Origin of the sequence: Janthinobacterium lividum (assembly GCF_011601275.1) — a bacterium.
GTDB lineage: Bacteria > Pseudomonadota > Gammaproteobacteria > Burkholderiales > Burkholderiaceae_D > Janthinobacterium > Janthinobacterium lividum_E.
The window spans coordinates 1-13,745 of record NZ_JAAOLY010000019.1; the positions used below are offsets into that span (position 1 = coordinate 1).

The 13,745-nt window shown below is 60.7% G+C and carries 13 protein-coding genes; 10 read left to right on the forward strand and 3 right to left on the reverse strand.

Annotation, left to right across the window (positions count from 1 at the left end):
• Positions 1-108: 108 nt before the first annotated feature.
• The 4 genes from GYK42_RS23935 (at position 109) to proX (ending at position 4,375) form a co-directional block, all read left to right on the forward strand.
• Positions 109-393, forward strand: a complete 285-nt coding sequence (locus tag GYK42_RS23935) for a polyhydroxyalkanoic acid system family protein (protein WP_070303356.1) — start codon at positions 109-111, stop codon at positions 391-393.
• A 581-nt stretch (positions 394-974) separates the two neighbouring features.
• Positions 975-2,207, forward strand: coding sequence for a glycine betaine/L-proline ABC transporter ATP-binding protein ProV (proV, locus tag GYK42_RS23940; RefSeq protein WP_035828675.1), 1,233 nt, complete (start codon positions 975-977; stop codon positions 2,205-2,207).
• A complete protein-coding gene (proW, locus tag GYK42_RS23945) occupies positions 2,204-3,307 on the forward strand; it encodes a glycine betaine/L-proline ABC transporter permease ProW (RefSeq protein WP_166449535.1) in 1,104 nt (367 codons plus the stop codon). The genes proV and proW overlap by 4 nt, the downstream gene beginning before the upstream one ends.
• A gap of 9 nt (positions 3,308-3,316) precedes the next feature.
• The gene (gene proX / locus GYK42_RS23950) at positions 3,317-4,375 is read left to right on the forward strand and encodes a glycine betaine/L-proline ABC transporter substrate-binding protein ProX (protein WP_166449536.1); all 1,059 of its coding nucleotides are present in this window, start codon (positions 3,317-3,319) and stop codon (positions 4,373-4,375) included.
• Positions 4,376-4,466: 91 nt separating this feature from the next.
• On the opposite strand, the gene GYK42_RS23955 is transcribed toward proX, so the two are convergent.
• The 3 genes from GYK42_RS23955 to GYK42_RS23965 all read right to left on the reverse strand — a co-directional run bounded on the left by GYK42_RS23955 (position 4,467) and on the right by GYK42_RS23965 (position 5,527).
• The gene (locus tag GYK42_RS23955; RefSeq protein ID WP_205711532.1) at positions 4,467-4,670 is read right to left on the reverse strand and encodes a hypothetical protein; all 204 of its coding nucleotides are present in this window, start codon (positions 4,668-4,670) and stop codon (positions 4,467-4,469) included.
• 46 nt (positions 4,671-4,716) lie between these two features.
• Entirely contained in the window at positions 4,717-4,971 is a 255-nt protein-coding gene (locus GYK42_RS23960) for an acyl-CoA-binding protein (protein WP_034760268.1), read from the reverse strand.
• Between the two features lie 199 nt (positions 4,972-5,170).
• Positions 5,171-5,527 (reverse strand): FKBP-type peptidyl-prolyl cis-trans isomerase, encoded by a 357-nt coding sequence (locus tag GYK42_RS23965; protein WP_034760263.1) that lies wholly within the window; start codon positions 5,525-5,527, stop codon positions 5,171-5,173.
• 196 nt (positions 5,528-5,723) lie between these two features.
• Here GYK42_RS23965 and GYK42_RS23970 point away from each other — a divergent pair, with 196 nt between their 5' ends.
• The 6 genes from GYK42_RS23970 to GYK42_RS23995 all read left to right on the forward strand — a co-directional run bounded on the left by GYK42_RS23970 (position 5,724) and on the right by GYK42_RS23995 (position 13,722).
• On the forward strand, positions 5,724-6,695 hold the full coding sequence (locus tag GYK42_RS23970) for a cytochrome D1 domain-containing protein (protein WP_058049179.1): 972 nt from the start codon (positions 5,724-5,726) through the stop codon (positions 6,693-6,695).
• A 14-nt stretch (positions 6,696-6,709) separates the two neighbouring features.
• The gene (locus GYK42_RS23975) at positions 6,710-7,549 is read left to right on the forward strand and encodes a polysaccharide deacetylase family protein (RefSeq protein ID WP_166449537.1); all 840 of its coding nucleotides are present in this window, start codon (positions 6,710-6,712) and stop codon (positions 7,547-7,549) included.
• The gene (locus GYK42_RS23980; RefSeq protein ID WP_431190184.1) at positions 7,546-8,586 is read left to right on the forward strand and encodes a sterol desaturase family protein; all 1,041 of its coding nucleotides are present in this window, start codon (positions 7,546-7,548) and stop codon (positions 8,584-8,586) included. Before GYK42_RS23975 ends, GYK42_RS23980 begins: the two co-directional genes overlap by 4 nt.
• Positions 8,586-9,413 carry an EI24 domain-containing protein gene (locus tag GYK42_RS23985; RefSeq protein ID WP_166449538.1) on the forward strand — a complete coding sequence of 276 codons (828 nt, stop codon included), beginning with the start codon at positions 8,586-8,588 and terminating at the stop codon, positions 9,411-9,413. Before GYK42_RS23980 ends, GYK42_RS23985 begins: the two co-directional genes overlap by 1 nt.
• 31 nt (positions 9,414-9,444) lie before the next feature.
• Entirely contained in the window at positions 9,445-10,230 is a 786-nt protein-coding gene (locus GYK42_RS23990) for a competence/damage-inducible protein A (protein ID WP_166449539.1), read from the forward strand.
• Between the two features lie 363 nt (positions 10,231-10,593).
• Complete coding sequence (locus GYK42_RS23995; protein ID WP_166449540.1) at positions 10,594-13,722, forward strand: transglycosylase domain-containing protein; 3,129 nt, start codon at positions 10,594-10,596, stop codon at positions 13,720-13,722.
• Positions 13,723-13,745: the final 23 nt, after the last annotated feature.

Here is a 13,745-nt window from a genome sequence, read left to right on the forward strand (position 1 = left end):
GGCGGGCTTTTTTACCCCTCCGGCGCCGGCTGCGGCCGTGCCCGCCGCATGGCGGCTGGTATGATGCTGGCCGTATGGCCCCCGTTTTTATAATAAAAGGATCGTTTGATGGCGGATATAAATATAGTTCAGCAACATAAGCTGACAGCAGCAAAGGCACGCGAAGCGGCGCAGCAAGTGGCCGACAAGCTGGCCCAGGAATATGATCTGGCGTGCGCCTGGGATGGCGATGTGCTGCGCTTCGAGCGCAGCGGCGTCGATGGTTCGCTGACCCTGGAAAAAGAGCAGGCGCAATTGCAAATCAAGCTGGGCTTCATGCTCAGCGCCTTCGCTTCCACGATTGAAGGCAAGATTGCCGAGAAGATGCGCAAGGTGTTTGCCGAGCCAGCCTGATGGCGTTTGACCCGCTTGTCTGGCACCGCGTTTGGTGGTAAGGATGGCGCCGCGGCGGAGGGCGAAAAGGCGGCGAAAACACGTCGCTTTTCGCCTTTTTGACGTCTGACTGTACGCTAGCGAACATTGCTAGCACATTTCTATTTGGAAAGCCATTGGACTTTGGCGGCTTTTTGCGTTATACTTGAGTCATATTTACAACAGCTACACCGCGTTTCACCTTCTGCTTCGCAGTACTCCCCACTTGCTGAGTGGTGAATAATTCTTCGGGTTTTACACCCGCATCCAGTTAAAAGTACCTTGATCGTTTTTTTCGGTCAAATACATTTGGTGCCATGTATTTGCATGGCGCTAGCGTTGTTAAAAGTCCTGAACCACAGCCTCTTTTAGCACGCACACGGCACCCCGGCACCGGCTTTGGCCATCCGCTGGTCACATGCGTGTCACCCCCTGTTTCCTGTCGCTCCCGTGCGCTTGTGCGCCGTGGCGTAGCCGACGCAACAGGGTTTGTTGATTCCCGCCGCAAGCTAGCAGGCTTGCAGGGTTTCATTCCATTCGTCAAATCGAGGGAGAACCACATCGTGGCAAAACAAATCATCATCGACCATGTGTTCAAAGTGTTCGGCGACAAGCCAGAAGAAGCACTTGAACTCGTTCATCAAGGCGCCAGCAAGCAGGACATCCTGGCCAAGACCGATTGCACCATCGGCGTTTTCGACGCCACCTTTACCATTGAAGCGGGCGAGATCTTCGTCATCATGGGCTTGTCCGGTTCGGGCAAGTCTACCCTGGTGCGCATGCTGAACCGTTTGATCGAACCGACGGCCGGCCGCATCCTGATTGATGGCAACGACATCAATACCTTGCCAGACGCCCAGCTGCGCGCCCTGCGCCGCAAGGACATCAGCATGGTGTTCCAGTCGTTCGCGCTGCTGCCGCAAATTACCGTGCTCGACAACACTGCCTTCGGCATGGAACTGGCCGGCATGCCCAAGGCCGAGCGCCATGCGCTGGCCCAGCAAGCGCTGGAGCAGGTGGGCCTGGACGGCTACGGCGCCAGCTATCCCGACGAATTGTCGGGCGGCATGCAGCAGCGCGTGGGCCTGGCCCGTGCGCTGGCTTGCGATCCGTCGATTTTGCTGATGGATGAAGCGTTTTCCGCGCTCGATCCGATTATCCGTACGGAAATGCAATCAGAACTGCTGCGCTTGCAGCAAATCAAGCGCCGCACCATCGTCTTCATTTCGCATGACCTCGACGAAGCCATGCGTATCGGCGACCGCGTCGCCATCATGAAAGACGGCCACGTGGTGCAAGTAGGCACGCCGGAAGAAATCCTGCGTAAGCCTGCCAACGATTACGTGCGCAACTTTGTGCGCGGCGTCGATGCGGCGGCCGTGTTCAAGGCCAGCGATATTGCCCGCAAGAGCCAGATCGTCGTGTCCGAGTCGCCGAGCCGCGGTTCGCGCGCCGCGCTGTCGATGCTGGAAGAGCAGGATCGCGCGTTTGCCTACGTCGTCAATCCGCAGCGCAAGTTCCTCGGCGTCGTGTCGGCCGATTCGCTGCGCAGCGCGCTCGACGGCCATGTTGGTCCGCTGGGTCTGGCGCATGCCTACCTGCCCGACGTGCAGACCATCAACGCGGACGAGCCGGTCGCCGGCCTGTTCGGCCAGGTGGCGCAGCTGCCTTACGCCGTCCCAGTGGTGGCCGATGACGGCAGCTTCCGCGGCGCCATCAGCAAGACAACCTTGCTGAAGTTCCTCGACCGCGATACGCCAGCCATTGCCGAACAACAACAGAAAGGACAAGCATGAATCCAAGCACCGTTTCCACAGTAGAAGCTGTTGTTGCACAGCCGGCCGCTCAAATCAATCCCTGGGCGCTGACGCCGCCGGGCGACACGTCGTGGCTGGATGCGGCCGGACCGGCCGTGCAGCCTGATCACGCGGCCTCCGGTTTTCATCTGACGCAGATTTTCGACGGCTCGCTGCCGCTGGAAAGCTGGATCAACCAGGGCCTGGGCTGGGTTGTCGCCCATTTCCGCCCATTCTTCCAGGCCGTGCGCGCGCCGATCGACAGCGTGCTGTCCGGCGTGGAAGGCGTGCTGCTGGCGGCCCCGTCGCTGACGGTCATCGCCATCATCGGCTTGCTGGCGTGGCAATTTACCAGCCGCACCTTGGCCATCGGCACCGTGCTGGCGCTGCTGGTCGTATCGATGCTGGGCATCTGGCCGGAAGCCATGACGACCCTGTCGCTGGTGCTCACCTCGCTGGCGTTCTGTCTGGCCATCGGTTTGCCGCTCGGTATTTTCCTTGCCAGCAGCGACCGGGCGCAGAATATCCTGCGTCCCTTGCTCGACGCCATGCAGACGACGCCTGCCTTCGTCTACTTGGTGCCGGTGGTGATGCTGTTTGGTATCGGTAATGCGCCAGGCGTGATCGTGACGATCATCTTTGCCCTGCCGCCGCTCGTGCGTCTGACCAACCTCGGTATCCGCCAGGTGCGTCCCGACCTGATCGAAGCGGCCCGCGCGTATGGTGCCTCGCCGTGGCAGTTGCTGACCCGCGTGCAATTCCCGCTGGCCATGCCGTCCATCATGGCCGGTATCAACCAGTCGCTGATGCTGTCGCTGTCGATGGTCGTGATCGCCTCGATGATCGCCGTCGGTGGCCTGGGCCAGATGGTATTGCGCGGCATCGGCCGCCTGGACATGGGCCTGGCAACCGTCGGTGGCCTGGGTATCGTGCTGCTGGCCATCACCCTGGACCGCTTGACGCAAGCGATGGGCCAGCCACGCCGCGGCGTGCGCCATTGGTACCAGACGGGTCCTGCCGGTTTCGTGCTGCGCCTGGTGCGCGGCAATACGGAGAAAAATAATGTTGAACAGCAAGCTACGCTGGCCAACGCACAATAAAGGATACACATGCATCAAATTGATAATTTTAAAGTGACGCAAAAATCGCAACGCAAGTTCCAGCTGTTTTCCGCCCTGGCAATCGCCGCCATGGCCCTGACCACGAGCCTGGCCATGGCGCAGACGCCGGCCGCGTCCGCCGATGCGTTGCCCGGCAAGGGCATCAAGGTGCAGGCGCTGCAAAGCTCGATCGCGGAAGAAACTTTCCAGACCATGTTGGTCGACAAGGCCCTGGAAAAGCTCGGCTACGAAGTGCAGCCGATCAAGGAAGTGGAATATCCGACGGCGCATATCGCCATCGCCAACGGCGACGCCACCTTCATGGCCGTGCATTGGGATCCGATGCACAAGGATTTCTATAACAACGCGGGCGGTGACGCCAAGCTGCTGCGCACGGGCCAATACGCCGGTCCTGCCGCGCAAGGTTATCTGATCGACAAGGCGACAGCCGAGAAGTACAACATCACGAATATCGACCAGTTGCGCGACCCGAACCTGGCCAAGCTGTTTGATCACGACGGCGACGGCAAGGCCGACTTGACGGGCTGCAACCCCGGCTGGGGCTGCGAAGCGCTGATCGAGAACCACATGGATGCGTATAAATTGCGCGAGACGGTAACGCACGTGCAGGGCAGCTATGCGGCCCTGATCGCCGACACCATGGGCCGCTACAAGCGCGGCGAACCGATTTTGTACTACACGTGGACGCCGTACTGGGTCAGCGGCGTGCTGGTGCCGGGCAAGGACGTGGTCTGGCTGAAAGTGCCGTTCTCGGCCAACCCGGAGAAAGTGAACACGCGCCTGGACAATGGCAGCGATTACGGCTTTGCCGTCAACACGGCGCGCATCGTGTCGAACAAGGCCTGGGCCGAGAAAAACCCGGCGGCTGCCAAGCTGTTCGAAGTGATGCAGCTGCCCGTGGCCGACATCAATGCGCAGAACGAGCGCATGCGCCGTGGGGAAAACACGCAAGCCGATATCGCCCGCCATACGGCTGGCTGGATCAAGTTCCACCAGCAAAAGTTTGACGGCTGGATCGCGCAAGCGCTGGCGGCGGCGAAAAAGTAAATTCTAGCGCCGTTTCAACATGAAAGAGTGGCTACCATTTTGGTAGCCACTTTTGCGTTAACGGCCTGTTTTGGTGGTTTTTGGTGAGTTTTTAGCCGTTTTCGGGCAGTTTCAGGTGCAAAATGGGGAAAGGCTTGCCGAACGGGTCGCGTTCGGAGCGGCTTTCCCCGATAAATCCCAGGTGGCGGTAAAAGCCATGCGCTTGCGTGTTGTGTTCGTTGACATCGACAGCCGTGAAGCGGGGCAGGCCGGCGGCATGGCCCAGGGAAACCAGGGAATTCGGTGATGGTGTCATACAGAAATTATACTGCCCCGGTAGGCGCCGGGGCAGGGAGGGACGATCAGTCCTTCAAGTCTTCGATCAGGTCGATGTATTGTTGCTGCGCATCTTCCTTCGAGGTGCCGGCCAGGGCCGCCCAGGCGTCGAACTTGGCGCGGTTGACGAAGTCGGTCATGCCAGGACGTTCGCCCGTGGCGTCGCCGCTCGACGCTTGCTTGAACAAGGCGTAGATTTTCAACAAGGTCATATTGTCCGGACGCTCGGACAGGGTCTTGGAATCGAGCTGCGCTTGTTCGAATTGCTCTTGTAAACTCATGATGGCTCCTGTGTGCTGATGGAATCGCTGGAAAAGTGCGGCAGGCCCGGCGGAGTGGCCACCGTGCGTGCTGCAGTACCTGACATCATAGTGAAAAAAGCGCGCCGTGCATTAGAGGACACACTCAAAACAAAAACGCCGCCGCTGAGTAAACAGGGGCGGCGCCTGGCGCGGTCGTTGGATCGCAGCCTTCAGCTTCTTATACGCCCAGCAGTTCAACGTCGAAAATCAGGGTGGCGTTCGGTGGAATCACGCCGCCGGCGCCGCGCGCGCCATAGCCCAGTGCTGCAGGGATGATCAGCTGGCGCTTGCCGCCCACTTTCATGCCTTGCACGCCTTCGTCCCAACCCTGGATGACGCGGCCTGCGCCCAGCGGGAATTCGAATGGATCGTTGCGGTCCTTGCTCGAGTCAAATTTCGAACCGGCGCTGCCGTCGTCGTTTTGCAGCCAGCCAGTGTAATGCACGACAACATTGTTGCCGGCTTGCGCTTCAGCGCCTTCGCCAACGACGGTATCGATGTATTGCAGGCCGGAAGCGGTAGTGGTGGTGGTCATGATAATCCTTGTGTAGGCGATGAAAGCTTCAGATTGTAGAGCAATGAGTTGCAAAGCGCCATTCCAGGCCTGGCGCAGGGAAAAACCGGAAATTACGCCGATGTGTGGTTGTCGGTCGCATTTAAAGGGGATTTCACACAATAAATACAGTGTTCCACGTAAAATGCATGTTTTGTATTTAACAGTGATTTCTTCCATGTTCCGCAGTCTACGCCGCCTTGTTTTTTCCTCGCTGTGCCTGGTTTCCGCAATATCGACGGCGCAAGCCGAAGTGGTGGTGGTGCTCAATTCCCGTGATGCTACGGTGCAACTGCTGGATCAGAAAACCTATGCTCCCCTGTCCACCTTTGCCGTCGGCAAGGAACCGCATCATCTGATGGAAACGCCCGATGGCAAGTCGCTGATCGTCGCCAGTTCCGTCGGCAACGAGCTCATTTTCCTCGACCCCGTGTCGGGCCAGATCCAGCGCCGCATCAGCAACATCCTCGACCCGTACCAGATCGGCTTTTCGCCGGACCAGAAGTGGTTCATTTCGAATTCGCTGCGCCTGGACCGCATCGACCTGTACCGCTACGACGGCAAGAACCTGACCCTGGCCAAGCGCATCCCGCTGCCGAAGCTGCCCAGCCACATGGCGTTCACGGCCGACAGCACCATGGCTTTCATTACCCAGCAGGGCAGCAACCAGGTCAGCGCCATCGACCTGGCCACGCAAACCGTCAAGTGGACCATGCCTGTCGGCCCCGCGCCCGCCGGTATCACGATGACGCCCGATGGCAAGCATTTGCTGGTCGGCATCATGGGCAGCGATTACGTGGAAGTGATCGACTGGCGCACGCAAAAGACCGTCAAGCGCATCAAGGCGGGCGCCGGCACGCATAATTTCCGCGCGCTCGGTGACAACCGTATGACGTTTGTCTCGAACCGCGTGTCGAACACGATCAACATCATCGACCAGAAAACGCTGGAAAACGTGGGCACCATCAATGTACCGGGCGGCCCGGACTGCATGGAAATCACGCCCGATGGCAAGACCATGTGGGTGACCCTGCGCTGGATCAAGAAAGTGGCCGTAATCGACTTGACGACGCGCAAGGTCATTAAGACGATACCGGTAGGCCGCTCGCCCCATGGCGTGTATTTCGCCACCCACTCGCCGCGCATGTGATGGCGGGTGTGACGATGAAACACCTGATTCCCGCGGGCCGCGTGTCCGCCATGCTGCTGTGCGCCAGCGCCATGCTGTCGCCCGCGCATGCCGCCGCACCGGCGCCAGCAGCACCGGCCGCGGCCGCATCTTCAGCCCCGGCCGCCTGCAAAGGCACCATCTATATGACCTTCGACACGGGCAACCAGTCGCAAGCGCAACTGATTGCCGACGTGCTGAACAAGCGTCATATCAAAGCCACGTTTTTCCTGGCCAATGAAAAGACGACGCGGGGCGACTATTCGCTCGATCCGTCGTGGGCGCCGTACTGGAAAGCCCGGGTCGCCGAAGGCCATGCATTCGGCACGCATACGTTTGACCACGTGTACTGGAAAAAGGATCTGGCCAACGGCTTGATCCAGGTCAAGCCCCAGTTCGGCAAGGACGGCGGCAAGCTGGCGTCCTTTAGTGATAAACAATTCTGCGAAGAATTGCGCCGGGTCGATATGCGCTTCCAGGAACTGACCGGGCACAAGCTCGATCCGTTCTGGCGCGCACCAGGCGGCTATACGTCGCCGCGCACCCTGGCGGCCGGCAGCGCCTGCGGCTACCAGCATGCGGCCTGGGCGCCAGCCGGCTACTCGGGCGATGAGCTGCCCAGCGACAAGTATCCGAACGCCATGCTGCTGAAAAAAGCGCTGGCGAACTTGCGCAGCGGCGACATTTTCATTTCGCACATGGGTATCTGGTCGCGCAAGGATGCGTGGGCGCCTGCCAACCTCGACGCCTTGATTTCTGGCTTGCAAGACAAAGGGTTCTGCTTTGCCACGTTGCGCGAGCACCCTGCCTACGCGCAGAAGAAGGGCCAGCCATGATGGCCGCCGACATCCTCGGCTTCGTCACCCCCGTCATCGATACGGTGGTCGACGCCTTTGGCGTGGCGCAAGGCTGGCTGTTCCAGACCATCGTCAACCCACTCGTGTATCACCTGGGCTTTGGCGAATTCACGGAAGAAGCGTTCGAGGGCACGGAATGGCTGCTGATCGGCCTGTGCGAACTGGTGCTGCTGTTTCTCGTGCTGCGCCCGCTCGAAGCCTGGATTCCGGCGCAAAAGATCACGGATCCGCGCGCCCGCTGGAACGATTTTATCTACACCGTGCTGCACCGGATCGGCCTGTTTTCCGTCGTCGTCTTCTTTACGCTCGATCCGCTGATGGATGCGCTGGCGGGCGCCTTGCGTTTCGATGACATCCATCCCTTGAACCTGGAATCGCTGTTACCCGGCATCAGTCCCTTGCTCAGTTTTATCATTTATTTTGTGATACTGGACTTCGTCGACTATTGCTACCATCGGGCTTCGCACCATTTCGGCTGGTGGTGGGGCTTGCACAGCCTGCATCACAGCCAGCAAAACATGAATTTGTGGAGCGATGACCGCAACCACCTGCTCGACGACTTTCTGCGCGATGTGGTGATGGCCCTTGTGGCGCTCGGCATCGGCGTGCCGCCGGGCCAGTACGTGTTGCTGGTGTCCATTTCGCGCATTCTGCAAAGCTTGCAGCACGCGAATGTGAGGATACACTTCGGCCGCATCGGCGAGCGGCTGTTGATTTCGCCCCGTTTCCACCGCACGCATCACGCGATCGGCGTGGGGCATGAATCGAAAGGCAAGGGCAGCATGGGCGGCTGCAACTTCGGCGTCGTCTTGCCGATTTGGGATATGCTGCTGGGCACCGCGAATTTCTCGGCCGGCTATGCGCGCACGGGCGTGCGCGACCAGCTGGCCCGCATCGACAGCAAGGGCATGGGCCGGCCCGGACGCAACTATGGCCGCGGCTTCTGGCAGCAGCAATGGCTGGGCCTGCGCCGCATGGTGGAATTTGCAAGAATCAAACGAAAAGGACGCCGTTGATGCGTAACGTGTTGAATTCGTATGGCCGCGCCCTGCTGTCGCAATTGCATGGCAAGATACTGCTGCTGAGCGTGGCGCCGTTCATCCTGTCCGTGATCCTCTGGGGCGCACTGCTGTACGTGGGCTTGCAGCCGCTGATCGACAGCCTGCATGCGCTGTTTACGCAGTATGATTTCTTCCGCACCAGCGGGCAGGTGCTGTCCACCTTCGGCCTGGGCATGCTGAAAGCCGTGATCGTGCCGCTGATCGCCATGTTCATGCTGCTGCCGCTGATGATCTTGACGGCGCTGATCTTCATGGGCCTGTTCGCCATGCCGGCCATCGGCCGCCATGTGGGCGGACGGCACTTTCCGCAGCTGGACAAGAAGCATGGCGGCAGCCTGCTGGGCAGCGTCGCCACTTCGCTGGCCACGTTCCTGCTGTTCATTATCGCCTGGGTCATCATGCTGCCCCTGTACGCGTTTCCGCCGGCCGCATTGATGGGGCAGGCCGTGCTGTGGGGCTGGCTGACGTACCGCGTGATGGCCTACGACGCCATGGCCGACTACGCCAGCGCGGAAGAGCGCCACGCTATCATGCGCACGCAGCGCTGGCCTCTGCTGGCCATCGGCATGGTGTCCGGCGCGGCGGGCGCCGTGCCGGGCATGCTGTGGATGGGCGGCGTGATGTCGGTGGTGTTCTTCCCCTTCCTGGCGGCGTTCGCCATCTGGCTGTATGTACTGATCTTTATCTTTACGGGCCTGTGGTTCCAGTATTACTGCCTGGAAGCACTGTCGCGTTTGCGGGGCGTACGCGGCATGACCGACGTGGCGCCAGCGGACGCTTGAGTATTTTTATCGAATTCTACGAGGGAGTTTCATGGCTATCGGATTGATCATCATCGGCGACGAAATCCTGTCGGGCAAGCGCACGGACCAGCATTTCCCGAAAGTAGTACAAATGCTCAAGGCGCGGGGCTTGCAGCTGAGCTGGGCGGAATACGTGGGCGACGAACCTGCCCGCCTGGTGGCCTTGCTCAAGCGCAGCTTTGCCAGCGGCGACATCGTCTTCAGTTTTGGCGGCATCGGCGCCACGCCGGACGACCATACGCGCCAGGCGGCTGCCGATGCGCTGGGCTTGCCGCTGGTGCTGCATCCGCAGGGCAAGGTCAATATCCAGCAACGGATCACGGAAATGGGAGAAGAGGCGGGCGTGCCGGCCGATTTGAACTCGCCGGAAAACCTGCACCGCCTGAAAATGGCGGAATTCGTGCAAGGCGCCGAGCTGATTCCGAATCCGTACAACAAGATTGCCGGCTTTGCCGTGCGCGAACATTACTTTGTGCCCGGCTTTCCCGTCATGTCCTGGCCCATGATCGAATGGGTGCTCGACACGCATTATGCGCACCTGTTCAACCAGGTGCCGCACGCGGAACATGCCTTGCTCGTGTACGAAACGGCCGAATCCCTGCTGACGCCGCTGATGGTGCGCCTGGAAGCGGAGTTTCCGCTGATCAAAGTGTTCAGCCTGCCCAGCGTGGGCGATGCGCAGACGCGCCGGCATATCGAACTGGGCGTCAAGGGCGAGCCCGCGCAGGCCGCCGCCGCCTTTGCGCAGATGTGCGCCGCGCTCGATACCTTGCAGGCGGAATACACCACCATCTGAGATGCAGCCAGCCCGGCGCCAGCGGCTTTTCGCTGGCGTTCAGCCCGCTTTGCCTCTATGTACGCCAGCGTACCTTCCAGGACGTTGTTTTTTTGCGAAAATCTTCAATGAAGCAAGATTTTTGTGTGCGCTCGTCAGTCGTTTTCATGCCGATGTGGTGGAATGGTGAACAGGGGCTTTGCGTGTCGAACGCGGGGTCGCCTGCCTGTGCAGTAGCGTGTTTTTTTGATTCACCGGTATGGACATCATGTTAAGCAAGCTTTGTTGTGACCGGCCCTGGCTGGCCCTCGTCTTATCCTGCGCGGAGCGGTATCGCTGCCGCCTTTCCCGCGCCGTCCAAACCCAACCTTACCCCAGCATCCCATGAAAGACACAGGCGTCAATCTGGCCGCGCAAGAGCGGCCCCCTTCTGATCCACTCCCCGACACGGGCGCCGAGGCGCCACCGCCGGCGAGTCCGCCGAAGAAGCGCCGTTCGCGCATCTGGCCGATCTTCGCCATCATCGTGCTGGCGCTGATTGCCGGCGTGGCGTGGTTCGTCATGCGCGAAGTGCGCACATCGGCCCTGCAGGCGGAGTTTTTCACGCGTCTGGACCGCCAGCTGGCGTTTAAGGTCGAGCCTGGACCAGCACCGGCCGGCGCCATCCGCTATCCGCAGCACGGGCCCTACGATGAGCGCCTTGGCTATGCCAGCCTGCCGGATTTCATTACCAAGCTGAACGCCCGCGACTATGAAGTGACGGCGCAGGCGCGCATGTCGCCGAAAATGGTGCAACTGGTCGACCGGGGCATCTTTGCCACATATCACGAGAAAAACCGCGCGGGATTGTCCATTCTCGATTGCCGCGCCGCACCCTTGTTTGCGGCCAGCTATCCCGAGCGCATGTTCGACGGCTTTGCCGAAGCGCCGCCCGCGCTCGTGCAAAGCCTGCTGTTCATCGAAAACCGCGAATTGCTCGACCCTGGCACGCCCGAGCGCAATCCGGCCGTGGAATGGGACCGCCTGAGCAAGGCCGTCCTCGACAAGGCGCTGAACCTGTTCGGCGGCCACCGCGGCGGCGGCGGCAGCACCCTGGCCACGCAAATTGAAAAATACCGGCATTCGGAAGATGGCCGCACCAGTTCCATGCAGGACAAGCTGCTGCAAATGATTTCGGCCAGTCTGCGTTCATACCAGGATGGCGAAAACACCATGGAAGCGCGGCGCAAGATCGTCGTCAATTACCTCAACACCGTGCCGCTGTCGGCAAAGAGCGGTTTTGGCGAAGTCAACGGCATCGGCGACGGCATGTGGGTCTGGTATGGCCGTCCATTTGCCGAAGTGAAGACCTTGCTCAAGGGAAAAATGGACCAGCCGGGCAGCGCGCTGGCCTACAAGCAGGCGCTGAGCCTCTTGATCGCCCAGCGCCGTCCTTCGCATTACCTGGTGGCTGGCGGCGCCGACCTGGAAGCACTGGCGAACAGCCATCTGCGCCTGCTGGCGCAAGCGGGCGTGATTTCGCCGCAGCTGCGCGATGCGGCCATCGCCGAGAAGCTGCGTCCGTCGACGGCCTCGGGCGTGCAATCGGAAGCGTCGACCTCGTTCGTCACGCGCAAGGCCTCGAATGCCGTGCGCAATCACCTGGCCAGCATGCTCGGCGATCCGCGCTTGTACAACCTCGACCGCCTGGACCTGAAAGTGGTCAGTACGCTCGACGCGCAGGCGCAAAATGCCGTCACCAAGGTCTTGCGCGAGCTGCGCGATCCGGAAGTGGCGAAAGCGGCCGGTTTGACGGGCAAGGGCATGCTGGGCAATGGAGACCCCGCCAACGTCGTCTACAGCTTTACCTTGCTGCAAAAGGGCGACCAGGCCAACTTGCTGCGCGTGCAGACGGATAATTACGACCAGCCGCTCGACATCAATGAAGGCGCCAAGCTCGACCTCGGTTCCACGGCCAAGCTGCGCACCCTGGTGACGTATATGGACATCATCGACCAGTTGCACCAGCGCTACAGCGGCATGGGCGCGGCCGAGCTGAATAAAATCGCCGTCGATCCGAAGGACATGCTGTCGCAGTGGGCGATTGCCTATCTGAAACCATTGCCGCTCGGCGAGGCGCGCAATCTTCCCGCCATGCTGGCGGCCGCGATGGAACGCAAATATTCGGGCAATCCGGGAGAAGGTTTCTTCACGGGCGGCGGCTTGCACCATTTCGGCAACTTCTCCAAGCTCGACGACAGCCGCATCATGACGGTGCAGCAGGCGCTGCGCCAGTCGACCAACCTGGTGTTCGTGCGCCTGATGCGCGACGTGGCCCGTTACTACATGTTTTCACGTCCCGATTCCTCGGCCTCGCTGCTGGCGGACGCGGACGATCCGCGCCGGGCCCAGTACCTGAGCCGGTTTGCCGACAAGGAAGGGCGAGAATTCCTGCATCGCTTCTACCAGAAGTACCGCGGCAAGAGCGTTGACGAGCAGGAAAAGATCCTGCTGGCCAGCATCCGCCCGACACCTGTGCGCCTGGCCAATATCTTCCGCACCGTTAACCCGAAGGGGACCGTGGCGGAATTCGGCGATTTCCTCAACGCCAACCTGACGTCGCAAAACGAAGTACCGCCCGAGCGCGTCGCCAAGATGTACCAGCAGTACGCAATGGAAAACTGGTCCTTGGCCGACCGCGGCTACCTGGCCAACGTGCATCCGCTGGAACTGTGGATGGTGGCGTACCTGCGCCAGCACGAGGGTTCCACCTTGTCGCAGATGGTGGCGGCCAGCGAGAAGGAACGCCAGGAAGTCTATAAATGGCTGTTTAATACGCACCGCAAGCATGCGCAGGACCGCCGCATCGCCAACTTGCTGGAGGTGGAAGGTTTCCTGGAAATCCACCGCCAGTGGAAGAAGATGGGTTATCCGTTCGACTCGCTCGTGCCGTCCTATGCGACGACCCTGGGCGCCTCGGCCGACCGTCCCGCCGCGCTGGCCGAACTGATGGGCATCATCATCAACGATGGCGTGCGTAAACCAAGCGTGCGCATCGATTCCATGCATTTCGCCGCCAACACGCCTTACGACACCATGGTCAAGCGGGGCAGCAAGGTGGAAGCGGAGCAAGTGCTGTCGCCGGACGTGGCGCGCGCTGTCGCCAAGGCCATACGCGAAGTGGTGTCGGACGGCACGGCGAAACGGGCGAAGACGGCATTTGTCGGCGCCGACGGCGTGCCGATTCCGATGGGCGGCAAGACGGGTACGGGCGATCAGCGTTTCGACGTGTATGGCGCCGGCGGCCGCCTGATCGAGTCGCGCTATGTGAACCGTTCGGCCACGTTCGTCTTCAATATCGGCGAGCGCTTCTATGGCAGCATGACGGCGTATGTGCGCGGACCGGAATCGAAAAACTATGACTTCACCAGCGCCTTGCCCGTGCAATTGCTGGTATCCCTGGCGCCAAGCCTGATGCCGCTGATCGAGGCGCCTGCGCCGGCCGAAGGCGTGGCCAAGCAGTGTACGAATTAAGCTACTGTTGCAGCTGAAACCGG

Coding starts and splice junctions, on each gene's coding strand:
- GYK42_RS23935 (WP_070303356.1), top strand. CDS start 109: ATGGCGGATATAAATATAGTTCAGCAACATAAGCTGACAGCAGCAAAG.
- proW (WP_166449535.1), top strand. CDS start 2,204: ATGAATCCAAGCACCGTTTCCACAGTAGAAGCTGTTGTTGCACAGCCG.
- proX (WP_166449536.1), top strand. CDS start 3,317: ATGCATCAAATTGATAATTTTAAAGTGACGCAAAAATCGCAACGCAAG.
- GYK42_RS23955 (WP_205711532.1), bottom strand. CDS start 4,670: ATGACACCATCACCGAATTCCCTGGTTTCCCTGGGCCATGCCGCCGGC.
- GYK42_RS23960 (WP_034760268.1), bottom strand. CDS start 4,971: ATGAGTTTACAAGAGCAATTCGAACAAGCGCAGCTCGATTCCAAGACC.
- GYK42_RS23965 (WP_034760263.1), bottom strand. CDS start 5,527: ATGACCACCACCACTACCGCTTCCGGCCTGCAATACATCGATACCGTC.
- GYK42_RS23970 (WP_058049179.1), top strand. CDS start 5,724: ATGTTCCGCAGTCTACGCCGCCTTGTTTTTTCCTCGCTGTGCCTGGTT.
- GYK42_RS23975 (WP_166449537.1), top strand. CDS start 6,710: ATGAAACACCTGATTCCCGCGGGCCGCGTGTCCGCCATGCTGCTGTGC.
- GYK42_RS23980 (WP_431190184.1), top strand. CDS start 7,546: ATGATGGCCGCCGACATCCTCGGCTTCGTCACCCCCGTCATCGATACG.
- GYK42_RS23985 (WP_166449538.1), top strand. CDS start 8,586: ATGCGTAACGTGTTGAATTCGTATGGCCGCGCCCTGCTGTCGCAATTG.
- GYK42_RS23990 (WP_166449539.1), top strand. CDS start 9,445: ATGGCTATCGGATTGATCATCATCGGCGACGAAATCCTGTCGGGCAAG.
- GYK42_RS23995 (WP_166449540.1), top strand. CDS start 10,594: ATGAAAGACACAGGCGTCAATCTGGCCGCGCAAGAGCGGCCCCCTTCT.